Source organism: Microbacterium sp. (assembly GCF_047602155.1).
Classification (GTDB): domain Bacteria; phylum Actinomycetota; class Actinomycetes; order Actinomycetales; family Microbacteriaceae; genus Microbacterium.
Genome location: NZ_JASGHZ010000001.1, coordinates 2,700,132 through 2,723,399, shown reverse-complemented (window position 1 = coordinate 2,723,399; position 23,268 = coordinate 2,700,132). Strand labels below are relative to the sequence as shown.

General features: G+C 69.8%; 21 protein-coding genes, 2 tRNA genes and 1 pseudogene. 14 read left to right on the top strand and 10 right to left on the bottom strand.

The window, feature by feature from the left end:
* The first annotated feature begins 12 nt into the window (after positions 1–12).
* A tRNA-Ile gene (locus QM720_RS12350) sits at positions 13–86 on the top strand.
* Between the two features lie 300 nt (positions 87–386).
* Positions 387–890 (top strand): DUF3145 domain-containing protein, encoded by a 504-nt coding sequence (locus QM720_RS12345; RefSeq protein WP_415126943.1) that lies wholly within the window; start codon positions 387–389, stop codon positions 888–890.
* Positions 891–1,161: 271 nt separating this feature from the next.
* Here the strand turns inward: QM720_RS12345 and QM720_RS12340 are convergent, their stop codons facing one another.
* The 6 genes and pseudogenes from QM720_RS12340 to aceE form a co-directional block, all read right to left on the bottom strand.
* Positions 1,162–2,400, bottom strand: a complete 1,239-nt coding sequence (locus QM720_RS12340; RefSeq protein ID WP_415126941.1) for a beta-ketoacyl-[acyl-carrier-protein] synthase family protein — start codon at positions 2,398–2,400, stop codon at positions 1,162–1,164.
* Between the two features lie 54 nt (positions 2,401–2,454).
* The gene (locus QM720_RS12335) at positions 2,455–2,703 is read right to left on the bottom strand and encodes an acyl carrier protein (protein WP_415126939.1); all 249 of its coding nucleotides are present in this window, start codon (positions 2,701–2,703) and stop codon (positions 2,455–2,457) included.
* Between the two features lie 58 nt (positions 2,704–2,761).
* Positions 2,762–3,778 carry a beta-ketoacyl-ACP synthase III gene (locus QM720_RS12330; protein WP_415126937.1) on the bottom strand — a complete coding sequence of 339 codons (1,017 nt, stop codon included), beginning with the start codon at positions 3,776–3,778 and terminating at the stop codon, positions 2,762–2,764.
* Positions 3,775–4,689: an ACP S-malonyltransferase gene (locus QM720_RS12325; RefSeq protein ID WP_415126935.1), complete on the bottom strand. Its 915-nt coding sequence runs from the start codon at positions 4,687–4,689 to the stop codon at positions 3,775–3,777. The genes QM720_RS12330 and QM720_RS12325 overlap by 4 nt, the downstream gene beginning before the upstream one ends.
* Before the next feature lie 102 nt (positions 4,690–4,791).
* Positions 4,792–6,007 (bottom strand): annotated as a pseudogene (locus QM720_RS12320) (PucR family transcriptional regulator).
* An 8-nt stretch (positions 6,008–6,015) separates the two neighbouring features.
* Positions 6,016–8,760 (bottom strand): pyruvate dehydrogenase (acetyl-transferring), homodimeric type, encoded by a 2,745-nt coding sequence (gene aceE, locus QM720_RS12315; protein ID WP_415126933.1) that lies wholly within the window; start codon positions 8,758–8,760, stop codon positions 6,016–6,018.
* 153 nt (positions 8,761–8,913) lie between these two features.
* Here aceE and QM720_RS12310 point away from each other — a divergent pair.
* The 9 genes from QM720_RS12310 to QM720_RS12270 all read left to right on the top strand — a co-directional run bounded on the left by QM720_RS12310 (position 8,914) and on the right by QM720_RS12270 (position 14,966).
* Positions 8,914–8,986: transfer RNA gene (locus tag QM720_RS12310), tRNA-Val, on the top strand.
* A 254-nt stretch (positions 8,987–9,240) separates the two neighbouring features.
* Positions 9,241–9,969, top strand: coding sequence for a TetR/AcrR family transcriptional regulator (locus tag QM720_RS12305; RefSeq protein ID WP_415126931.1), 729 nt, complete (start codon positions 9,241–9,243; stop codon positions 9,967–9,969).
* Positions 9,966–10,325: a DoxX family protein gene (locus QM720_RS12300; protein ID WP_415126929.1), complete on the top strand. Its 360-nt coding sequence runs from the start codon at positions 9,966–9,968 to the stop codon at positions 10,323–10,325. Before QM720_RS12305 ends, QM720_RS12300 begins: the two co-directional genes overlap by 4 nt.
* Positions 10,326–10,824: 499 nt before the next feature.
* Entirely contained in the window at positions 10,825–11,523 is a 699-nt protein-coding gene (locus tag QM720_RS12295) for a TetR/AcrR family transcriptional regulator (RefSeq protein ID WP_415126927.1), read from the top strand.
* Complete coding sequence (locus QM720_RS12290; protein ID WP_415126925.1) at positions 11,520–12,401, top strand: alpha/beta fold hydrolase; 882 nt, start codon at positions 11,520–11,522, stop codon at positions 12,399–12,401. Before QM720_RS12295 ends, QM720_RS12290 begins: the two co-directional genes overlap by 4 nt.
* Before the next feature lie 288 nt (positions 12,402–12,689).
* A complete protein-coding gene (locus QM720_RS12285; protein ID WP_415127973.1) occupies positions 12,690–12,980 on the top strand; it encodes a hypothetical protein in 291 nt (96 codons plus the stop codon).
* Positions 12,877–13,440: a helix-turn-helix transcriptional regulator gene (locus QM720_RS12280; RefSeq protein ID WP_415126923.1), complete on the top strand. Its 564-nt coding sequence runs from the start codon at positions 12,877–12,879 to the stop codon at positions 13,438–13,440. The genes QM720_RS12285 and QM720_RS12280 overlap by 104 nt, the downstream gene beginning before the upstream one ends.
* Before the next feature lie 107 nt (positions 13,441–13,547).
* On the top strand, positions 13,548–14,198 hold the full coding sequence (locus tag QM720_RS12275; RefSeq protein WP_415126921.1) for a hypothetical protein: 651 nt from the start codon (positions 13,548–13,550) through the stop codon (positions 14,196–14,198).
* Positions 14,199–14,678: 480 nt separating this feature from the next.
* Positions 14,679–14,966: a GNAT family N-acetyltransferase gene (locus QM720_RS12270; protein WP_415126919.1), complete on the top strand. Its 288-nt coding sequence runs from the start codon at positions 14,679–14,681 to the stop codon at positions 14,964–14,966.
* 6 nt (positions 14,967–14,972) lie between these two features.
* On the opposite strand, the gene QM720_RS12265 is transcribed toward QM720_RS12270, so the two are convergent.
* From QM720_RS12265 to QM720_RS12255, 3 genes are all read right to left on the bottom strand, one after another.
* Positions 14,973–16,148 carry a cation:proton antiporter gene (locus tag QM720_RS12265; RefSeq protein ID WP_415126917.1) on the bottom strand — a complete coding sequence of 392 codons (1,176 nt, stop codon included), beginning with the start codon at positions 16,146–16,148 and terminating at the stop codon, positions 14,973–14,975.
* On the bottom strand, positions 16,109–16,510 hold the full coding sequence (locus tag QM720_RS12260) for a hypothetical protein (RefSeq protein ID WP_415126915.1): 402 nt from the start codon (positions 16,508–16,510) through the stop codon (positions 16,109–16,111). Before QM720_RS12260 ends, QM720_RS12265 begins: the two co-directional genes overlap by 40 nt.
* Before the next feature lie 486 nt (positions 16,511–16,996).
* Entirely contained in the window at positions 16,997–17,281 is a 285-nt protein-coding gene (locus QM720_RS12255; RefSeq protein ID WP_415126913.1) for a hypothetical protein, read from the bottom strand.
* A gap of 143 nt (positions 17,282–17,424) precedes the next feature.
* Here QM720_RS12255 and QM720_RS12250 point away from each other — a divergent pair, with 143 nt between their 5' ends.
* From QM720_RS12250 to QM720_RS12240, 3 genes are read left to right on the top strand one after another with little or no spacing between them, the layout of a single operon-like run.
* Positions 17,425–18,981: a helix-turn-helix domain-containing protein gene (locus QM720_RS12250; RefSeq protein WP_415126911.1), complete on the top strand. Its 1,557-nt coding sequence runs from the start codon at positions 17,425–17,427 to the stop codon at positions 18,979–18,981.
* Positions 18,982–19,029: 48 nt separating this feature from the next.
* Complete coding sequence (locus tag QM720_RS12245; protein WP_415126909.1) at positions 19,030–19,761, top strand: zinc ribbon domain-containing protein; 732 nt, start codon at positions 19,030–19,032, stop codon at positions 19,759–19,761.
* The gene (locus QM720_RS12240) at positions 19,758–21,515 is read left to right on the top strand and encodes a bifunctional 3'-5' exonuclease/DNA polymerase (RefSeq protein WP_415126907.1); all 1,758 of its coding nucleotides are present in this window, start codon (positions 19,758–19,760) and stop codon (positions 21,513–21,515) included. Before QM720_RS12245 ends, QM720_RS12240 begins: the two co-directional genes overlap by 4 nt.
* Positions 21,516–21,524: 9 nt before the next feature.
* Here the strand turns inward: QM720_RS12240 and QM720_RS12235 are convergent, their stop codons facing one another.
* Complete coding sequence (locus QM720_RS12235; RefSeq protein WP_415126905.1) at positions 21,525–23,264, bottom strand: DUF4012 domain-containing protein; 1,740 nt, start codon at positions 23,262–23,264, stop codon at positions 21,525–21,527.
* Positions 23,265–23,268: the final 4 nt, after the last annotated feature.

The window sequence follows — 23,268 nt, the reverse complement described above, 5'->3', positions numbered from 1 at the left end:
TCGGACGTGCAGGGGGCGGTGGCCAAGCTGGTCAAGGCAGCGGGCTCATAACCCGACGATCGCGGGTTCAAGTCCCGCCCGCCCTACGAGGTGGCGGGCCGCGCGCGGTCCGTGGGACGCCCCGAAAAACGGATATGACGTGAAAAACGGACGTACCGGGCGGCATCCGTCCGTTTTTCGCGGTTCTTCCGTTTTTCGCGGCGGCGCGCGGCGGCGCGCCGAGGTGCGCCGGGGCCTGCCGGGGTGGGCGCGGTGTTGTGAACCGACCGAATCACACGCTTGTGATTCACCCCCGGCATCCGTCATAATGGGCGCATAACCGCATATCCGCCGCTCATCCGGCATCAGGTCGTAGGGGAAGACGTACCTGAAGAGACGGAGAAGAGATGGCGACGACACAGGCGCGCGGAGTGATTTACATTCACTCGGCGCCACGAGCGTTGTGCCCGCACCTGGAGTGGGCGGTCGGGCGATGCCTCGGCCGCGCGGTGAGCTTCGAGTGGGCCGACCAGCCGGTGCTCGCGGGTTCCCGCCGCGCCGAGTTCTATTGGGATGGCCCCGCCGGGACGGGCGCCGCGCTGGCGACGGCGATCCGCGGCTGGGAGCATCTGCGCTTCGAGGTCAGCGAAGACCCGTCGCCGCGGTGCGACGGCGGCCGGTGGATGCACACGCCCGACCTCGGCATCCACTTCGCACAGACCGACACCGCCGGCAACGTCGTCATCGGCGAGGACCGCATCCGGTACGCGATGGAGATCGCCGCGGGGGATCCGTTCGAGCTGCAGCGCGAGCTGCACGTCGCGCTCGGCGCCGCGTGGGACGAAGAGCTCGAGCCGTTCCGGCACGCGAGCGACGACGCCCCCGTCGTGTGGCTGCACAAGGTGGGCTGACAACGACAGACCAGGCGGCGCGGAAGCGCCCGTACCGGCCTCGGACGGCTTCCCGGGGACTGGGATCGCGCGCCGGCCGCCTCACCCGAAAGAACCCCCTCCGCAGGGCTTCGCGGAGGGGGTTCTTCGTCTGCGCGTGCGGCATCCGCCCGGCATCCGTGTCACCGAGAACAGGACGATCGGCAAGAACAGGATGCCCCGGCGGGATTTCGTCCTGTTCTGGGACGATCTCCTGTTCTCGATGGATGCCGCGCCCGCCGCGGCGGGCGCGTCAGACCGAGCGGAAGGCGACGACGGCGTTGTGGCCGCCGAAGCCGAACGAGTTGCTGATGGCCAGTTGCGGGCCGTCTCCGAGCGGCTGCGGCTGCCCGGAGAGCAGGAACGGCACCTCGGGGTCAGGCTCGGTCATGTTGATCGTCGGCGGGGCCAGGCGGTGCTGCAGCGCCAGCACGGTGAAGACGGCCTCGAGCGCGCCGGTGCCGCCGAGCAGGTGTCCCGTGGAGGCCTTCGTGGCGGAGACGGGGATCTCGACGATCCGCTCGCCGAACACGCGCTTGAGCGCCGTGTACTCGTTCGGGTCGCCGACCGGGGTCGAGGTCGCGTGCGCGTTGATGTGCGTGACCTCGTCGGGGGTCGCGCCCGCCTGGGCGAGCGCCTGCTCCACGGCGCGCGCGGCACCGCTGCCCTCCGGGTCGTTGCCGGTGATGTGGTACGCGTCGGCCGAGACGCCGCCGCCCGCGAGATACGCGTAGATCTTCGCGCCGCGCGCCCTCGCGTGCTCCTCGGTCTCGAGCACGACGGCCGCGCCGCCCTCGCCCATGACGAAGCCGTCGCGGTCGATCGCGCCGGGGCGCGACGCGTGCTCGGGGTCGTCGTTGCGGCGCGACAGCGCCTGCGCGGAGGCGAAGGATGCCATCGTGATGGGGTGGATCGCCGATTCGGAGCCACCGGCGATCACCACGTCGGCGAGGCCGTCGCGCAGGTGCTGATAGGCGCTGGCGATCGACTCGGTGCTCGAGGCGCACGCGCTGACGACCGTGCGCGCGAACGCCTTGGCGCCGAAGTGCAGCGAGAGGTTGCCGGCGCCGGCGTTGGGCATGAGCATCGGGACGGTCAGCGGCATGACCCGGCGCGGTCCCTTCTCGCGCAGCGTGTCCCACGCGTCGAGCAGCGTCCACAGGCCGCCGATCCCGGTGGCCCAGTCGATGCCGAGACGCTCCGGCGCCACGTCGGGTGCGCCGGCATCCTCCCATGCCTCGCGCGCGGCGATCATGCCGAACTGCACCGACGGGTCGAGGCGCTTGGCCTCGTGGCGCGGCAGCACCTCTTCGGGGCGCACCACCGCCTCGGCGGCGAACGTCACGGGGATCTGGTACGTCTCGAGCCACTCGTGCGTCATGGTGCGCGTGCCCGAGACGCCCGCGAGCAGGTTCGCCCAGTTCTCCGGGGCCGTGCCGCCGAGGGCCGACGTCGCGCCGATGCCGGTGACGACGATGCGTGGTTCACTCATGGGAGTCCTTGTGATTCGGTCGACCGGTGGGGGCGCGAGCCCCCACCGGGGAGGTCACGCCTGGTTCGAGGTGATGAAGGTCACGGCGTCGCCGACGGTCTTGAGGTTCTTGACCTCTTCGTCGGGGATCGTGACGCCGAACTTCTCCTCGGCGTTGACGACGATCGTCATCATCGAGATCGAGTCGATGTCGAGGTCGTCGGTGAACGACTTCTCCAGCGCCACCTCGTCGGCGGCGATGCCCGTCTCGTCGGTGATGAGCTCGGCAAGCCCGGCGAGGACCTCGTCGTTGCTGAATGCCATGGGTTTCTCCTTGTTCGTAGGGGTGTGGGTCGGGGTTCAGTCTAGGTGGAGGGCCCGGTCAGGGCAGGACGACGACCTGCGCGCCGAACACGAGCCCCGCACCGAAGCCGATCTGCAAGGCCAGGCCGCCGGACAGTTCGGGGTGCTCGGCGAGCAGGCGATGGGTGGCGAGGGGGATGGATGCCGCGGAGGTGTTCCCGGTCGTCTCGATGTCGCGGCCGATCACGACGGTGCCCGGCAGCTTCAGCTGCTTGGCGAACTCGTCGATGATGCGCAGGTTGGCCTGGTGCGGCACGAACGCGGCGAGATCGGCGGGTTCGACGCCGGCCTCGTCGAGAGCCTGCCGGGCGACCTTGACCATCTCCCACACCGCCCAGCGGAACACCGTCGGGCCTTCCTGCCGCAGCGTCGGCCAGGGGGCGAGGCCGTCACGGAACTCGACGAGCGTGTGGTTCATGCCGACGGCGTCGGCCTTCGAGCCGTCCGAGCCCCACACCGTGGGGCCGATGCCGGGGAACTCGCTCGGGCCGACGACGGCGGCACCCGCGCCGTCGCCGAGCAGGAACGAGATCGACCGGTCGGTCGGGTCGACGATGTCGCTGAGCTTTTCGGTGCCGACGACGACGGCATAGTGCGCGGCGCCCGCGCGGATGAGGGCATCGGCCTGGGCGACGCCGTAGGCGAAACCGGCGCACGCCGCATTGACGTCGTAGGCCGCCGCCGGGTTCGCGCCGACGCGGTCGGCGACGATCGCCGCGACCGACGGGGTCTGCTTCGGGTTGGAGATCGTGGCGACGATGACGGCGTCGACCTGCGCGGGATCGATGCCCGCCTTCGCGATGGCCTCGGCGGCGGCGTCGGCGGCGAGGTCGACGGCGGTGGTCTCGGCGTTCGCGCGCATGCGCGTCACGATGCCGGTGCGCTGGCGGATCCACTCGTCGCTGGAGTCGATCGGGCCGACGAGGTCGTCGTTCGGCACGGCGTTCTCGCCGCGCGCCGCCCCGTACGCGTAGATGCGCGTGTGGGCGGGGCCGGTGGGCTGGGTGAGGGTGGGCCGGGTGGACGTGTCGGTCACGCGCCTTCTCCTGTCAGCAGTGCGGCCGCTGCCGCGAGATCGTCGGGTGTCTTGACGGCGACCGTGGGTACGCCGCGCAGCGCCCGCTTCGCGAGGCCGACGAGCGTGCCGGCGGGGGCCACCTCGATGATGCCGGTCACGCCGGCCGCCGCGAACGCCTCCATGCACAGATCCCAGCGCACGGGCGAGGACACCTGGTTCACGAGCAGGTCGAGCGCCGTGCGCCCCGCGACGACGAGGGCGCCGTCGCGGTTGGTCCACAGCGCCGCCGTCGGATCGGCGACGGCGACCTCGGCCGCGCGCAGCGCATCGACGGCGGGGGCCATGTAGCGGGTGTGGAACGCTCCGGCGACCTGCAGCGGGATCACGCGCGTGCCCGCGACGGGGGATGCCGCCAGCTCCGCGAGCGGCTCGAGGGCTCCGGCGGCGACGATCTGGCCGGCACCGTTGTGGTTCGCGGGTGTCAGGCCCAGCTCGTCGAGGCGCGCGAGCACGGCCTCGCGGTCGCCGCCGAGGACGGCGCTCATGCCCGTCTGCTCGAGCGCGGCGGCCGCAGCCATGGCGCGTCCGCGGAGGGCGACCAGGCGCATCCCGTCGGATGCCGACAGCACGCCGGCCGCGACGAGCGCCGCGATCTCGCCGACCGAGTGGCCGGCGAGCCCGCCCGGGCGGGTGCCCGCGGCATCCACCAGCGCGTCGTACGAGACGAGGCTCGCCGCGACGATCAGCGGCTGCGCCACCGCCGTGTCGCGGATGCGGTCGGCATCCCACGTGGTCCCTGCGGCGACGAGGTCGATGTCGGCGTCGGCGGAGTACGCCTCCAGCCGTTCGCGGATGCCGTCGAGTTCGAGCCACGGTTCGAGGAACCCGGCGGTCTGGGAGCCCTGCCCGGGGAAGACGGTGATGATCACTTCCCTATCCTCCCAAGTTCTGCACCGGCACGCTGGCGGACTCGTCACAAGAAAGCCCCCATGCTTTGTGCGCGCCGTACAATTCGACGGATGCGCGCGCACTCATGACGGCCTGCGTGCGCCGATGCCGCGGCGCCGCGTGACCTCGGTGCCGATCGAGCCGATGATCAGCGCCGTCTGCAGGATGATGGGCCTCGCGCGGGCCGGTCGCATCCCACCCGATGACGTCCGAGACGCGTTTGAGGCGGTAGCGCACCGTGTTGGGGTGCACGAAGAGCTCCCGTGCCGTCGCCTCCAGCGATCGGCCGTTGTCGAGGTAACTCCACAGGGTCGTCACGAGGTCGGAGGGGTGCGCCTGCAGCGGACGGTAGATGCGCTCGACGAGCGTCGCCTTCGCGGCAGCGTCGCCCGCCAGCGCGCGCTCGGGGAGCAGATCGTCGGCCTCCACCGGTCGGGGCGCGTTGCGCCACGCGCCGGCGACGGCGAATCCGGCGAGGGCTGCGCGTGCGCTCTGGCCGGCGTCGACGAGCGCCGGGACGGTGGGCCCGAGCACGAGGTGCCCGGACCCGAATCCGGGCTCGAGCCGCTTCGCGATCTCGGGGAACGGCAGGGCGGGCTCGACCGGTTCGCGGCCGGGCAGGTCGGCGCGACCGATCACGAGCACGAGCCGTGAGCCCTGGACGCCGATGAGCACGTCGACGCCGAGCTTGCGCGCGAGCCGTCGCAGCTGGTCGACGTCGAACTGCGGGGGAGTCGTGCCCACGAGCACCGCGACCTCGCCGTGGCCGTGCCAGCCGAGGGCGGCGATGCGGCTCGGCAGCTCGTCGTCGGCCTCGCCCGTGAGGATGGAGTCGACGACGAGCGCCTCCAGGCGCGCATCCCACAGCCCCCGCGCCTCCGCGGCGCGCGCGTACACGTCTGCCGAGGCGAAGGCGATCTCGCGCGAGAACAGCAGGATGCTCTCGCGCAGGTCCGCGCCGCGCCCGGCGACCCGCTCCTCGGTGACGGCGACCGTCACGCGGATCAGCTGCAGCGTCTGGGTCAGGCTGACGCTGCGCAGCAGCTCGCGCGGGGCCGCGGCGAAGACATCGGCCGCGACCCAGGCGGTCGCGCCGGGATCCTCGTACCACTGGATGAACGACGTGATCCCGGCCTGCGCGACCAGGCCCACCGCAGACCGCCGCGCCGGCGGCATGTCGGCATACCACGGCAGCGACTCCTCCAGGCGCTTGATCGTGGCCGTCGCCAGATCCCCGGAGATCCGGCGCAACCAGGCGAGCGTCTCTGCCCGTTCTTCGGGCGAGGGACGTGCAGGCATGGACCCGGTCAGCTCTCGCCGCCGGCGTTGCCGCTCGATCCGGCGTTGACGTCGTGCAGACGGTACTTCTCGATGGCCTGGGCCGACAGGCTGCGATCCACGGCGCCTTCCTCGGCGAGCGCCTGCAGCGCCCGCACGACGATCGACGGTCCGTCGATCTTGAAGAAGCGGCGCGCGGCGGCGCGCGTGTCGGAGAACCCGAACCCGTCGGCGCCGAGCGTCACGTAGCGGCGTGGCACCCACTCGCGGATCTGGTCCTGCACGGCGTGCATGAAGTCGCTGACGCCGAGGACGGGGCCCGCACTGTCGCGCAGCCTGTCGGTGACGTACGCGGTGCGCGGCTCGTCGAGCGGGTGAAGGAAGTTGTGCTCGTCGACGGCGAGGCCGTCGCGACGCAGCTCGGTCCAGCTCGTCACCGACCACACGTCGGCGACGACGCCCCAGTCGTCCTTCAGCAGCTGCTGCGCCTCCAGCGCCCACGGCACGCCGACGCCCGAGGCGAGCAGCTGCACGCGGTGGCCCTCGCCCTCACCGGTCGAGATGCGATGGATGCCGCGGACGATGCCCTCGACGTCGACGCCCTCCGGCTCGGCCGGCTGCACGATCGGCTCGTTGTAGAGCGTGATGTAGTACATGACGTTGGGGTCGGGGTGGCCTGTGCCATCAGGACCGGGGCCGTACATGCGGTCCAGGCCCGAGCGCACGATGTGCGCGATCTCGTAGCCGTAGGCCGGGTCGTACGACACCGTCGCCGGGTTGGTGGCGGACAGCAGGTGCGAGTGCCCGTCGGCGTGCTGCAGTCCCTCGCCGGTGAGCGTCGTGCGCCCGGCGGTCGCGCCCATGATGAAGCCGCGCGCCATCTGGTCGCCGGCCGCCCACTGCGCGTCGCCGGTGCGCTGGAAGCCGAACATCGAGTAGAAGATGTAGATCGGGATCAGCGGTTCGCCGTGCGTCGCGTACGACGTGCCGGTGCCGGTGAACGCCGCCAGGGCGCCCGCCTCGTTGATGCCCACGTGCATGATCTGGCCCTGCGGGCTCTCCTTGTAGGCCAGGAGCAGCTCGCGGTCGACCGACGTGTAGTTCTGGCCGTTCGGGTTGTAGATCTTCGCCGTCGGGAAGAAGGCGTCGATGCCGAACGTGCGCGCCTCGTCGGGGATGATCGGCACGATGCGGTGGCCGAAGTCCTTCGAGCGCAGCAGGTCTTTCAGCAGGCGCACGAACGCCATCGTCGTGGCGACCTCCTGCGTGCCCGATCCCTTCTTCGGCAGGGCGTACGCGCTGTCGTCGGGGAGCGTGATCGGCACGTGCGTGGAGCTGCGCGCCGGCAGCAGGCCGCCCAGCGCGCGGCGGCGTTCGACCATGTACTGGATGGTCTCGTCCTGCGGGCCGGGGTGGAAGTACGGCGGCTGGTACGGGTTCTCTTCGAGCTGCGCGTCGGTGACGGGAATGCGCATCGCGTCACGGAACTGCTTCAGGTCGTCGAGCGCCATCTTCTTCATCTGGTGGGTCGCGTTGCGGCCCTCGAAGTGGTGGCCGAGTCCGTAGCCCTTGATCGTCTTGGCGAGGATGACGGTCGGCTGGCCCTTGTGCTCGGTCGCAGCCTTGTAGGCGGCATACATCTTCTCGTAGTCGAGACCGCCGCGGCGGAGCTTGCCCCAGATTTCGGCATCCGACCAGTCCTTGACCAGCGCCGCGGTGCGCTCGTCGCGCCCGAAGAAGTGGTCGCGGATGAACTTTCCGTCTTCGGCGCGGTAGGTCTGGAAGTCGCCGTCGGGCGTCGTGTTCATGAGGTGCACGAGGGCGCCGTCGTGGTCCTGCTCGAGCAGCGCATCCCAGCCGCGGCCCCAGACGACCTTGATGACGTTCCAGCCGGCGCCGCGGAAGTAGGCCTCGAGCTCCTGGATGATCTTGCCGTTGCCGCGCACCGGTCCGTCGAGACGTTGCAGGTTGCAGTTGATCACGAACGTGAGGTTGTCGAGGCCTTCGTTCGCGGCGACCTGCAGCTGGCCGCGGCTTTCGATCTCGTCCATCTCGCCGTCGCCGAGGAACGCCCACACGTGCGACGCGGACAGATCCTTGATGCCGCGGTTGGTGAGGTAGCGGTTGGTCATCGCCTGGTAGATCGCGTTGATCGGGCCGAGACCCATCGACACGGTCGGGAACTGCCAGTAGTCCGACATGAGGCGCGGGTGCGGATACGACGGGATGCCGTGGGGCGCCGCGGACTTCTCCTGGCGGAAGCCGTCGAGTTGCGCGGCGGACAGGCGCCCCTCGAGGAACGACCGCGCGTAGATGCCGGGGGAGGCGTGGCCCTGGATGAAGAGCTGGTCGCCGCCGCCGGGCGCGTCGGGCCCGCGGAAGAAGTGGTTGAAGCCGACCTCGTACAGCGACGCCGACGACGCGTACGTGGAGATGTGGCCGCCGACGCCGATGCCGGGGCGCTGCGCGCGGTGCACCATGATGGCCGCGTTCCAGCGGACCCACCGGCGGTAGCTGCGCTCGAGCTCTTCGTTGCCCGGGAACTCGGGCTCGTTCTCGGGCGCGATGGTGTTGATGTAGTCGGTGGTCGGCACCTGCGGCACGTTCAGCTGCAGTTCGTGCGACTTGTTGAGCAGGCTGAGCATGATCTCGCGCCCGCGTCCCGCGCCCTTGGCGTCGACGAGCTGCTGCAGCGATTCCTGCCATTCGCCGGTCTCTTCGGGGTCGCTGTCCAGCGGGCCCTGGGAGTACGGATCCTGATCGTTGACCGTCACGGGACACCTTTCGTCGTCTGGCAGATCGTGCCAGCAATGGGCTTCACACGCGCGCGGCCTTTGTTCAAGGGGCACAACGCATCGCCACTCAGCCTAGTCACATCCGCCCGCAGTGCGGTGGCGGATGCTGCCGTCGCCTAGACTCGTCGCCGCGGGCCTTTAGCTCAGTTGGTAGAGCAACGGTTTTACACATCGTAGGTCGTCGGTTCGAGCCCGGCAGGGCCCACCCAAAGTGTCTTACGGGAACACGCGACATGCGTCAGCGTGTCGTGTTCCCGCAGGGTTCCTCGCCTCCGTCGTCGCCGGTGGGGCTGGTGGGCGCCGCGTTCACGATGGAGCAGGCGTTCTGCCGTGACCGGCTGAGCGCGCATGGCATCACGTCGCCGATCCCCAACGATGACGACCGGGCCACGATGCACCGCATCATCTACGACGAGCTCGTGCAGGGAATCGTCACCGAGGAATCATGCCACGCATCCCGTGCTGCGCACGCGCGGGCGTGGCCCGAAGGGGGAAACCGCGGTCGCCATCTATGCGAAGCAGCCGGCCATGCCGCGGCGCGCACGGCCGTCACATGTTATTCTGAACACGTTCACCGAACATGTTCAGGAGGCGATTGTGGCGACGAGTCGCGACCAGCAACGACAGGAGACGGTGACGACCGTCCTCCGTGCGGCATCCGAAATGTTCGAGGCGAAGGGTTTCACGGACACGACCATCCGCGACATCGCCAACGTTTGCGACCTGAGCATCGGAACGGTCATGTCCGTCGGGGACAAGAACGGACTCTTGCTCGCCACCTTCGATCAGCAGATCAGCGAGATTCATGCGCGCCGCGTAGACGCAAGCGCTCCCGAAGGGGGCATCGTCGATCAGGTCGCGGCGCTTCTTGACCCGTTTATCGAACTCTTCACGCGCAACCCACGCCTTGCGCGTACCTATGCCTCGATCCTCGTTGCGGGCAAGAACGAGCCGAACACCTTCACCGAGCTGTCACAGACCCTGATCGTCGAGATAGAGGCGGTACTTGAACGCGGCACGGATCGCGTTCATGATGGCGTCGCCGCCTCGGCGCAGGCGGTGTACTTCGCCTACCTCGGGCGACTGTTCAGTTGGTCCCCGAGCGACGACGTCGACCCGGGTGCACTCACACGGAGCATCCGCGAGATCGTCGAAGCGATCTGCACGAGGCCGGGGGTTCGCCGGTGAACCTGATCCCGGATCCCTGGTGGCTGCCAGCCCTTCTCGCCGGCGCCCTGCTCTTCGACGCAGTCGTTTCGATCCGACCGCCAGCGTTCATCCGCGATTGCCTTGACGGGGTCAGGTTCCCGCGAGATTGGTGGTGGACCCTCATCGTCGTCAAGACCCTCGCCGTCGGCGGTCTTGTCGTAGGGATGTGGATTCCAGGCGTTGGCCTTGCGGCCAACGCAGGAGTAGTCGTCTACTTCCTGTGCGCATGTGCAGCTCACGTCAGAGCACGATTCCTCCGACAGGCGTTCTGGATCAACTGTCTGGGCATGCTCGCAATCGCGCTCGTCAGCCTGATGGGCGCTTTCCTCCTGTAGCGCACTCTCGCTGTGGCAACAGGCCGGACGGTACTGGCGCCAGTTGCCGGGCAGGCGCCCCGTCGGCGAATACGGCGAGCGGTCGGTGCGGTGCGAGGAGCTGAGAGAGATTTGCGCCTGCTGAGGCCAGCTTTCGCGGACCGGGCCGGGCTGATCGGTGACCTGGAGGTTCGTGAGGTGCCTCGACCGCGACACGGCTCGTTGACAACGCGCGAGATCAGAGTCGCGAGCGGCCGCGGGGTGTGAGAAGCGCCTCCGGCCCGCCATCATCGGCCCCTCCGGTCCGTGCCACCGCAATTCCATACAGACACGTCCGGCTCCCCGTCTGAAAGACGGGTGATCACTCAGGTAGGGCGGCAGGAAGACCAAGAAGCTCGGCGCCTGCAAGTCGTCGAACCGGTCGGTGCGCTTGCGATGCCAACAGTGTGGTTAATCAAGCGACGGCAGCCATAGCCTCTTGGAATTGTCCTGGAACGCCTTCTAGATTAGGCTACGGCCCGTGCCGTATCCAAATGATGAGTTCGACGAGCAGTCGCGGAGGCGGGCTCCGGGTCGTCCTCGCGATCAGCGTCGGGAGGCAGAGATTCTCGGGGTCGTCCTCGGCCTCGTGGAAGAGGCCGGCGTCGATGGAGTCAGCTTCGAGGAGGTTGCGCGCCGTGCGCAGGCGTCGAAGCGGACGCTCTATCGGCGGTGGGCTACGAAGCAACAGATGATCGTCGCCGCGATCAAGGCCGGTCCAGCAAGCGCGAACACGCCCGTCGTGATCGACACCGGGTCACTGCGGGGCGACCTATTGGCACTTCTGGAGCGTCTGGAAGCGGCGATGGACGTCGGGGGGCCCATGAGCCTGACACTGTTGCAGGCTGGCCTCAGCGATCCGGAACTCTGCCACCACATCGAGGAAGCGGTCGGCCCGACCGGGGCGCGGTTGCCCGCGAACGTCCTGCGGGCTGCGATCGCTCGCGGAGAGCTCCCCGACGACGCCGACACCTTCGCCTACGAGGAAGTAGCGGGAGCGGTGCTGCTGATTCGCAAGCTGAACGCGCTGACCACAGACCGCGTGTACCGGGAGCTCTTGGTCGATTCCGTTCTCGTTCCCGCTCTCAAGCGTGGAGGAGGGCCGGGCCAGCACGGGATCTTCTCGGGCCAGCCCACGCCAGCCTCATCCGATGTCGAAGCAAAGAAGGATCATCCATGACCACCCAGACCATCGACCGATTCGACTACCAGCGCCTGCCTGGGGCTGACGGCGTGACGATCAATGTCGCCCATCGCGGCGAAGGCGCGCCGGTCGTGCTGCTGCACGGGTTTCCGCAGACGCACCTGATGTGGCGCAAGGTGGCCGACGAACTCAGCCACGACCACGCCGTCGTCGTGCCGGACCTTCGAGGTTATGGCGAGAGCGACAAGCCCGAGGAATCCGCGCCCGACACGTACTCGAAGCGCACGATGGCCCAAGACATCGTGCAGGTCATGGCGGGCCTTGGTCACGACCGGTTCGCGATAGTCGGACACGACCGGGGTGCCTTGGTCGCGGTGCGCGCGGGCCTCGATCACCCGGAGGCGATCACTCACATCGGCATCCTCGACGTCCTTCCGACGATGGACACCTGGGACGTCCTTCACGGCGTCGACGCGAAAGTCGCCTGGCATCTCTACCTGATGGCGCAGCCGAAGGGATTGCCGGAGAGGATGATCCAATCGGTATCCGATGAGTTCTTCGCATCATTCCTCGATGCGTGGGACCCGGCAGGAACCACCTTCTCCCCCGAGTTCCGGCAGCACTACGTCGAAAGCTCATCGCGCTCCGTGCCTTCGATCGTGGCCGACTACCGGGCCAGCGCCGGGATCGACCTCGACATGGATCGCGCTGACAGAGCCGCAGGCCGTCAGCTCACGATGCCGGTCGGCGTGATCTCGCAAGACTGGGGAAGCCAACTTGGCTTCGACCCAACCCGGATCTGGGGCGCGTGGGCGCCCGATCTGACCTACGAACCCATCGACGCAGGCCATTTCATGGCCGAAGAGTCCCCGACGCCCGTCGCAGACTTCATCCAACGACTCCTCATTCGCTGAGGCTCCCGCCAGGCGAAGGACGAAAGCATCGCGCTGTCCGGAGAACCGGAAACCATATGACTCTGGCATCGAAGCAGACGTTCCGACCCGTCATCGCAGAGACTCACACGCTTCGGCGCAAGACAGTGCCGGTCATGTTCGACGGCGTGTCACTCATCGTGGTGCGCGACGGCTCGGCGTTGGTCGATAGTACGAGGAGAACCCGGCCGGTGACGATAGGAGAGGCCGTGCTGGTTCCCCCCCGACACACCCATTGGACTCGAGCCGGAGGGACCAGCCCATCTCACCATGCTGCTGGTGGATGCGGACTACCTCATCGAGCACCTGTTCTGGCAGCACTTGGACGTGATCCCCGACCGGGACGCAGCCCGCGACCTCGCCGCCAAAATCTACCCGGACCCGGTGCAGGTGCTCCGCCTCGGAGAACATGAGGTCGAACGGCTCGCACCGATCCTCGATGAACTCGTGAGTAGGAATGCGATACGACCCGGTACTTCCGTATCCGTATGCTTCTCTTCGCTGTGCTGGACGCGATTGCGCCGCATGCCCGGCAAGCTCCGATCCGGGAGTGTGTGCTGACTCCGAGGCAACGGTCCGCGGGTGTTGCGGCCCACGGTGGCGGACGTTCCGTCCCACCCGTCGCGAGGCCGCAGCCATTGCGACGCTCCTGCACGGGAACATCGCGAGGCGCTGGCGAGTCGGTGATCTTGCCTCGCACGTCTGCCTCTCGACCGGGCAGAGCAATCGCGTCTTCGTGGCCGCGTTCGGGGTCACTCCGATCGTGTACCTTGCGATCCTGCGCGTGCAGGAGATGGCCCGCCTGATCCGCGAGACGGACCTGCTCATCACCGAGATCACCGAACGTGTCGGTTGGGGTCGACACAGCGGGTACGCCACCGACGTGTTCCGTCGCTGCACGGGCATCACCCCATCGACTACCGCCGTCACGGGCCGCCAAGCGCGAGCCGTGACGGACCGGGCGTCGGGGTGGCCCGAGCCGCCGTCGGTACACCCCTGCGCGGACCCTGATACCGCGTGATCGGTGTCAGATGTGGTACGTAGGCTGAGAAAGCAGTAACCCCGGAGACATGCTCTCGCAGAGGCCTTCCGGGGTCTTCGCACGCAAGACTACCACGGGGAGGTGACATGCCGGCCGACCAACCGGACACAGCGCCGATTGCCGCCGCGCTGTCCCCGGAACGCCTCGCTCCCTACCTACGCGCGACCGGCGGCGACCCCAGCGCGGCCGTGCGGTTGTATGAGTGGAACCTTGCCGTATCCGGTGCGCTGTACGAAGCCCTCGGCATCCTCGAAGTCGTTCTCCGCAATGCCCTGAGCACACAGCTCGCCGCGCACCACGGAACCCTCACCGGGTACTGGTACGACGACCCACTCGACGTGCTCTCCGACCTCGCACACCAAGACATCGCCGCCGCCCGTCGTCGGGTGCAGAAACTGCGGCGTCCTGAGACGTCAGGCCGGGTGGTCGCGGAACTGAGCTTCGGGTTCTGGAAGTTTCTACTCGCCAAACGCTACGAAGCCACTCTGTGGACCGGCTGCCTGCGCCACGCCTTTCCGAACCTTCAGCCGCAGAGCCGCGCCGTCGTCTACCGGGCACTAGATGAGCTGCACACGGTGCGAAACAGGATCGCCCACCACGAGCCGATCCACAGCCGCGACGTGACCACCGACACCCTCACCATCTATCGGCTGCTCGACTGGATGGACGCCGATGTCCGTGCCTGGGCGGTGTCGCTCTCCCGGCTCCGGCCGATCATCGCCGCCCGGCCGAGCTGACTCACACCTGTCGGGTCTTCGCCCACACGGTCCCACGGTGAATGCCGTACTGCTTCGCGAGCGCCGTCGCGCTCACGCCATCGGCGCGGGCTGTTCGCATAGCGTCCAGTTCCTCGTCCGTCAGCCGTGCTCGAGGTCGTCTCGTTGGGTCTGCCGAGGTCCGGATCAGCGGATCATCCCGCTCGCCGCCGGGCTCCGCGCCAGTGTCAGGCCTCTGACTCCACGCGGAGGCAAACCTCTTGAGCGGCTGTCACCTGTTCCCGTAGTGCTCGGTCGGCTCCACCAGAAGGTGCACGATGACGACAAACGAGCAACAACAGCAGATTCGCCAGGTCCCTCTTACCCCTGCTGATGCGGGTGATGAGGTATCGACTCTGCAACGGGCGGCATACGCTACTGAAGCGCAGATCTAGAATGACCCGTTCCTGCCGGCACTGACTCAACCCCTGGCGGACGTCGAAGACGAGGCTCGTCGGCGCTGTGCGATGGACTGTCGAAGATGGCGTCTCCCACGTCGAACGACTCACGATCGCCCCCGACATGCAGGGTCGTGGGCTCGGCACACGCCTGCTCAGAGCCGCCGAAGAGGCGAGCGGCGTGGCGAGCTTCGAGCTGTTCACGGGCCGCACGAGCGAAGGCTACATCAGCCTGTACCGACGAGAAGGCTATGTCCTCACGCGTCGCGAGCGGCTCAGTGAAACACGTCGAACTCGTCTACCTGCGCAAGCACGTCGGGCAGCGAAACAGCCGACAGGGTTGACCTCGTGAACATCGTCAGCCGCCGGGTGCGTGCGCGGGCCGGGCGGCCACCCGCCCAGCGGCGGCCGTCACCGCGATGGTGATGAGCGCCCCGAGCAGCAGTGCGGACGCCTCGCCGGGGAGAAGAACGTCGAGGTGCGTGCCGAGGGTGACCGCGGCGACGGGGAGGCCGAGCTGTGCGGCGGCCATGAGGGCGTACGGCATCGACTGCCCGGCGAGCCGCGCGGCGAGATGGGCGAGCATCGCGCCAGCGCCGAGGACGGTGCCGAGCAGGATCATCCCCGGATGCGCGCCGAGGTCACGAAGATCCAGCGAAGCGCCGAGCCAGACGAAGAAGATCGGCGCGAACATCCCCTCGGTGAGGCCGAAGAGCTGACGGGCGACGCGTCGCGGTTCGCCGATTGCCGCGACGACCATACCCAGACAGAACCCCGCGAGCATGATGGACACCTTCGACCAGATCGCCAGTGCGGCCAGCAGCACCAGCAGAAGCAGGGAGATCCGCAGCTCGAGGGCGAACCCGCGCCGTTCCGACTTCCGGTGCACCGCGACGCGCAGCCCGCGACGTTCCGCCTGCCAGAGCACGAGGAACACCGCCCCGCTCGCCGCGATCACCGCAAGGGTGCCGAGCGTCGCCTGTCCCGCCGCCGCGGGGCTCAGCGCCAGCGGCAGCGCGATGATCGTGAGTGTGTCGGCGATCGCGACCTGGGGCAGAAGCTGCAGCACCGGCGGGCCACTCAGCGTCAGGGCGCTCACGACCGGGAGGATCACCGCCGCGGATGATGAGGCGAAGAGCACCGCATAGAGCGAGCCGTGTCCGGTGCCGAACCCCCACGCGACCGCGCATCCGAGAATCGTCGCTGCAACGACGACGATGGCGAGCCGGCCCGACGCGACGCCGAGCCCTCGGAACAGGTCGCGATCGCGGATGGGCACGTGCGAGCCGGCGACGAACATCACCAGGGCGAAGCCCAGGCTGGCGAGGAAGGCGAACGTCGGCTCCGTCGGGTCCACCCAGCGCAGTCCGGTGCTGCCGACGATCACGCCGGCCGCGATCTCACCGACCACCGTCGGGATGCGCCACCGGTCCGACCACCCGAGGAGTGGTCCGAGCAGCCCGATGCCGAGGATCAGGGCGAGCGTCTCGAACGTCACGAGGAGGCGCTCTCCGGCAGCGATGCGATCCGGCACGGGATGCCGGTGTTCTCGTCGATCCAGTAGCTCGCGCAGACGCGGTGGTAGCCGTCGGCGATGACAAGCGGAGTCCCGCTGCGCAGGTCGCCGCGCACGAGCAGAATCGGCGAGAGCGGGGCGCGGTGGGCGACCTTTTGCAGCTCGGCGGCGACGTGCTCGTTGTCGGGGCCGAGTAACGGGAGACGGGAGGCGCGAAGGATGTCCTTCGCCTTCTGCGTCGTCGGTGGCGCCTTGCGGAACGCGTCGACCAGGCGGTTGACGAGCACGTCCTCGGCGAGGAGAGCGAGGAAGGCCACCGCCGCCGGGTAGTCGTGCTCCTCGGGCGCTTCGAGCCACCGCACCTTCGCTGCGTCTGTCATGACGTCATGGTAACCACCGCGAGACTTTGGCCTCAGGCGCGCGGGTGCGCGCGCGAGTTGAGGCCATCGCGGAGTCCAGCGCCGCATCCGCGTCGAGTCGCGGACCTGGCAACATCCGGGCTCACAGCCACCGATGCACCCGAAACCCGACAAGCCTGCACGCGGCCGAGACGCAGACCTGACAGCATTCGGGGCCACAGCCACCAATGCACCCGAAACATGACAAGTCCGCACACGGCCGGCACGCGGACCTGGCAACATCCGGGCTCACAGCCACCGATGCACCCGAAACATGACAAGTCCGCACACGGCCGGCACGCGGACCTGGCAACATCCGGGCTCACAGCCACCGATGCACCCGAAACCTGACAAGTCCGCACACGGCCGAATCGCAGACCTGGCAACATCCGGGCTCACAGCCACCGATGCACCCGAAACATGACAAGTCCGCACACGGCCGAGTCGCAGACCTGACAGCATCCGGGCTCACAACCCGTCCCCCGTGGAGTCGACGTCGTCCTTCGGCACGGCCCGGTCCTCGACCAGGTGGCGGCGGAGGTCGTCATCGAAGCCGTGCGACTCGAAGGGGGCGATCGGGATGCCGCCCGCCGCTGCGAACGCGCCCAGTTGCTTCCCCGCGAGCGTGATCCGCCGCATCCCCGGAGTGACATCGGTGAGGCGGGTGACCCCGGCCTCGCGCAGCGCGGCGGGGAAGGCTGTCGTGGGGCGGGCATGGCGCGGCACGTGTCGGGCTCCCTCGGGGAACGTCATCGGGTATCGGAAGCGTCGCGCGTGGAGCCGCCGCTAGTATATGAGACAAGCTTAGGCTGCCCTTACCCGGTATTCTTGTCCTGTACGGACCGATTCTTTCCATCTCTGAAGGAGCACGGGTGAGGGCGAGCACGGCAGCGCTGATGCAGATACCGACCGTCATCGCGCCGATGGTCGTCGGGCCGCGGATCGAGGAGCACGAGCCCGTGCTGTTGTGGGTGCACACCGGCGCCGCGGCCATCGACGCGGGCGGAGCCCGCTACCGCCTCACGGCCGGCACGGCGATCTGGGTGCCACCGGGCATCGCACACTGCATCCGCACCGAAGAGGGCGCCGTCGTGCTCCCGTTCTTCCTCCGGCCGACCGAGCTTCACGGGGCTCTTGCCGAGGTGCACACGGTCGAGATCCCGTCCGGGTGGACGGAGTGGATGATCCACCGCTGGGACGACAACTCCTACACCCGCGAGACGCTGCGCGGGGCCGAGCTCCTGCTGCAACTGGTCGCCGCCGAGCGCTCCCGCGAACGGCAGGGCGCGCCGCGCAGTGCCCTGCCGCTGCCCCGCTCGGACGAGGCGCTCCGCGTGGCCCGCACACTGTTGCGGCGGCCCGGCTCGCCGTGGGACATCGAGTCTCTCGCGCAGCGCGAGCGCGTCAGCGCGAAGACCCTGCAACGCCAGTTCCGCAACGAGACCGGCCTGACCTTCACCGCGTGGCGCACCCGCGCCCGCATCGCCTCGGCCACCGGACGCCTCGCGGACGGAGGCCGGATCACCCAGGTGGGCCGCGACGTCGGCTACGCGACGCCCGCCGGGTTCACCAAGGCGTTCCAGCAGCACACGGGCCTCACTCCCCGCGACTACGTTCGCGGGCACCGGAGCGCAACCAGGGAGTTCGACGAGAGCGTCGATGGCATCGAGCACGCACTCATCCTGGGACACGATCTCCCGGAGGCGTCCCCCGGCATCCCGGCGCGGAGCTTCTGGCAGCGGATCAACGACCACCACGAGCTGATGTGGGTCTACCGCGGCACAGCGACGCTGCGGATCGGCGCGAGGGCGTGGCAGCTGCGTCAGGGCCAGGCGATCTGGGTTCCCACGGGGCTGACGCACGCCGTGGAGTTCGCCGCCGAGTCGCTGATGCTGACCATCGGCACGGCGCACGGCCGCGTCGAGGTGGACCTGGACGAGCTGATCGTGTTCGACATCCCGCACGAGTGGGAGCCGTTTCTGCTGCACACGATGGCTGCGGAGTTCACGCTCCTGCGGCCCGAAAGCGGACACGGTGCGTTCACGAGGATGCTGTTCGCGGAGCAGTTCATTCCCACCGATGCCGATTCCGGCTCGCTCACCGGCATCCTGGGAGAGATCGCCCGGAGCCTGCGACGCAACCCGGCCGACGCCCGCTGCCTCGCCGACTGGGCCGCCCACTTCCGCATCGCGCCGCGCGAACTCGGCCGCGCAGTCCTCGCCCAGACCGGCGACACGTTCCCGCAGTGGCGATCCAGGCTCAGGATGGACATCGCCCGCGAACTGCTGCGCTGGGGCGAGACCCCGTCGCAGCTGTCCCGGCGACTCGGCTACGCCCATCCCGCAGCGTTCACGCGCGCCTTCACCACCGTCTACGGAATGTCACCCCGCGACTACCGGCGCCGCGAACGCGCGCGCCTGCCCCCGCCGACATCTCGCGCCGAAGCGAGCTGATCGTGCCGGCCCCGACCTGCGGCTCGCGGCGCGCGGTAGGTTGGGTGCGTGAAGTCCCGACCCGCAGACCAGCTGCTCCTCCTCGAACTCGCGCGCCTCGACGCGGCGATCGGTCACGCCGACCATGCCCGGCGCAACCCGGAGCAGACGGCGCGGGTGCAGGAGTTGCTGGCGCAGCGGCAGGCGCAGTCGGCGGAGCTGACCACCCTGCTCGGCGCGCGTGACGATGCGCAGGCCGAGCTCGCGCGGCTCGAATCCGACGTCGCGCTCGTCGAGGCCCGCACGGCGCGCGACACCGAACGGCTGGCGACGTCGTCCAACGTCAAGGAGGCGCAGGGGCTCGAGCACGAGCTCGCCTCGCTCGCCAAGCGCAAGAGCGACCTCGAAGACGCCGAGCTGGAGATCATGGAGCGGCTCGAGACGGCGGATGCCGCCGTGGCCGCCCAGCAGGCTCTGATCGCCGTCACCAACGACGAGGGCGCGCGGGCGAGCGCCGAGGGCAAGGAAGCGGTGGCCGCGGCCACCGCGCGCTGGGAGACCGCGACGCGGGACCGTGCCGCCGTGGCGGGCCGCGTGCCGGAAGACCTCCTGGCGATGTACGAGCGCCTCGCCGCGCGCGGCGTCGGCGCGGGCCTGCTGCGGCGGCGCACCTGCGAGGGCTGCAACATGGTGCTCTCGGGAACCGATCTGAACGCCGTCGCGCAGGCGGCCGACGACGATGTCGTGACCTGCCCGGAGTGCGGCGGCATCCTCGTGCGCACCGACGAATCCGGGCTGTGAACGCGCGCGGCGCGCGCAGCGCCGCGCCGCGCCTACGGCTGGCGGCCCGCGAGGGCGATGCGATCACGGTGCTGACGCTGGCGCCCGGCACGACCGTCGCCGCACGCGAGCGGATGGATGCCGACACCTGGCGCGCCCTGGTCGCGAACGCCGATCCGGCGACCCGGTGGATCTGGAACGACACGACGCAGTGGTACCCCGATCTGCTGCGCGCGGGCGTCGTCGTCGCCCGCTGCCACGACCTGCGGCTGTGCCACACGATCCTGCAGGGCACCGCGCTCGCGACGGACGCCGACGACCTGCGCCGCGCGCGCCGGTGGGATGCGGCACCCGCCGAGCAGGTCCCGGCATCCGCTCCCACGCTGTTCGAGCTCGACCCGCCGACCGACACCGAGGCCGCCGGCCGCACCGCCACCGGCGTGCCGCACGAACCCGACGAGGTGCTCGCCGAGTTCGTCCGGCAGCAGCGGGCGATCGACTCGTCGACGGATGCCGGCCGCCTGCGCCTCCTGCTGGCCGCGGAGTCGGCCGGAGCCCTGCTCGCGGCGGAGCTGCACGAGGCCGGCGTGCCGTGGGACCGCACCGTTCACGAGCGCCTGCTGGAGGACGCTCTCGGCCCGCGGCCGGCCGCGGGGGCGGTGCCGGAGCGCGTGCAGCGACTCGCGACCGAGGTCCGCGCCGCCCTGGAAGACCCGTCGGCGAGCCTCGACTCCCAGCCGAGGCTCCTGCGCAGCCTGCACCGCGTCGGCGTGCTGGCACGCTCGACGAACCGCTGGGAGCTCGCCGAGTACGACCACCCCGTCATCGCCCCGCTGCTGGCCTACAAGAAGCTCACGCGCCTGCTCAGCGCCAACGGCTGGGCCTGGCTCGACGAATGGGCCCCTGACGGGCGGTTCCGGCCTGTCTACGTCCCCGGCGGCGTCGTCACGGGCCGCTGGGCGTCGTCCGGCGGCGGGGCGCTGCAGCTGCCGCGCCAGCTGCGGCCCGCCGTGCGCGCAGACCCGGGCTGGGTGCTCGTCGTCGCCGACGTCGCGCAGCTCGAGCCGCGGGTACTCGCGGCGATGTCGGGGGACACGGCACTCGCGGCGGCGGCGCGCGGGCGCGACCTCTACGAGGGCATCGTCGCCGGCGGCATCGTCTACACCCGGCAGGAGGCGAAGATCGCGATGCTGGGCGCGATGTACGGGGCGACCACGGGCGACAGCGGCCGGCTCGTGCCGGCCCTGCGACGCGCCTACCCTCGGGCGATGCGCCTGGTCGACGACGCCGCGACGGCGGGGGAGCAGGGGGGTGTCGTGACGACCTGGCTCGGCCGGTCGAGCCCCGGCCCGTCGCCCCGCTGGCGCGACGTCCAGGCCGCGGCCGCAGAGCCCGATGCCACCGACGTCGATCGCGCCCGGGCGCGCAGCTCGGCCCGCGACCGCGGCCGCTTCACCCGCAACTTCGTCGTTCAGGGCACGGCCGCGGAGTGGGCGCTGGCGTGGCTCGCCGACCTCCGCGGCGAGCTGGCGGGGCTGGAGCCGGTCGCGCGGGATGCCGGCGCCCCGGCATCCGGCCCCGTCTTCGGATCGCGCGCCCACCTCGCCTTCTTCCTGCACGACGAGATCATCGTGCACACTCCGGCGATGCACGCCGACCGCGTGGCCGCGGCGGTGCGCGCCGCGGCGGACCGCGCCGCGCGGCTGCTGTTCGGCGGGTTCCCGATCGACTTCCCGCTCGATCTGCGCGTCACCGCGGACGCGGCCAAGAACTGAGCGCTGCGCTCAGCAGGCCGCCTGCTCGATCGTCACCTGCGGCATGTTCAGCAGGGGAGTGAGCACGACGGCGGGGTCGATGGGGTCCGCGGTCGCCGTGATGAAGCGGAACGTGACGACGTTGATCTCTCCGGGCGACAGGTTGACGCGCACGAGGCTCGTCGGGCGGCCGTCGTCCTCGACGTCGACCGACAGCGCCGTCGCCGTGTCCTTCATGACACCGCGGAAGAAGCTGCCCGGCGGCGCCGACACCGAAACGCTCGTGCCGATGTCGCCGATGGCGGTGCCGTAGATGCCGTTCCCGGTCATCGACGGCGGGAAGACGGCGGCGGCCGACGCGGGCGCCGTGCTGGTCATCGTCAGCTTCACCACCACGTCGCTGCGACCGTCCGCGCGGCACGTGGAGGTCTGGACCGCGACGTCGACGTGCAGGAACGAGTCCATCTTGCCGCCGGTCGCGTCGTTGAAGGCGATCGCGAACGCGTCGGGCCCGGCCGCGGCCACCCGTGCCGACGTCCCGCCGAGCAGGGATGCGCTCAGCAGCTCCTCGACGGAGGAATCGCTGCTCCAGATCGAGACGCGCCCCTCCGAGACCGGTCCGCTCAGCGCCCCGAGCAGCCGCAGCGGTTCGAGCTGCGCCGTCGTCACCGCGGTGAACACCGTCGCCGCCGCGCTCTGCATCATGGCGGTCTGGGCATCGCTGTCGAGCGTCAGGTACGGGTCCACGAGCAGCCGCTGCACGGCGTTGTCGGCCGTCAGCTGCGTGCCATCGGGGAGGTCGATCGCGCCGACGACGTTCAGCAGCGCCGCGATCGTCGGCACGTCGAGCGAGACGACCGCGTCGGGGGCGGAGTAGCCGATGCTCTGCCACCACGCCGAGGCGAGCTGTGCGGTCTCTGCGAAGTCGGCCGTCATGGAGATGTTCTGCACGAACCGTCCCGAGACGTCGCCGTACAGCGCCGTCTGCGAGTCGCGCACCGGCACGATCGGCGTCGCACGGGCGGAGAACGCGCTCGAGTCGGCCTGCGCCACGAGCGTCAGTTCGCCGCCCTGCACCTGGAACAGCAGGAACGATCCGGTGATGCCGCCACCGGTGCGCACCTCCGCGCCGTTCTGCAGGACGACGAGAACCTGGGCTCCGTCGGTCTGCATGATCGTGGGCACGAAGGCCGCGACGGCACGGGCGGCATCCAGAGCGGGGGAGACCTGCTCCAGCACGTCGCGCAGCTGTTCGACGCCCTTGGCGACCGGCGACAGCAACGACGCGGTGTCGAGGGTGGCCAGCTCGGTACGCGCCTGCGCGACGGCGGCGACGGCGTCGGTCAGCGCGGGGGCGAGAGCGCCGAGGTCGGCTGCGGCCGCGGACACCCCGGATGCCGCCGTGCCGGCGTCCGTCCCCAGTGCCGCCGCCGGGCCGGACAGCGCGGCCGACAGCGCGTGCGCGGTGTCGGCGACGATGCGGATCGCCCGGATGTCGTCACCGAGCACCGGCATCGCCTCGGCGACCGGCCACGTCGGGTCGGCCGCGGCATCCGCCGCCCGATCGGCGGCGGCGGCCATCGTCTGCAGGCTCGACTGCAGCGCCGCGACGTCACCGGACTGCGCGGCATCCACCGCGACGCGGCCATCGGAGGACACGTCCTGCAGTGCGTCGGCGGCCTCCCACACGCGGGATGCCGCCCAGCACAACCCGCCGAGCAGCACGACGCCGAGCACGAGCGTCGCCGCCACCGCACGGCTGACGCGCATGCCC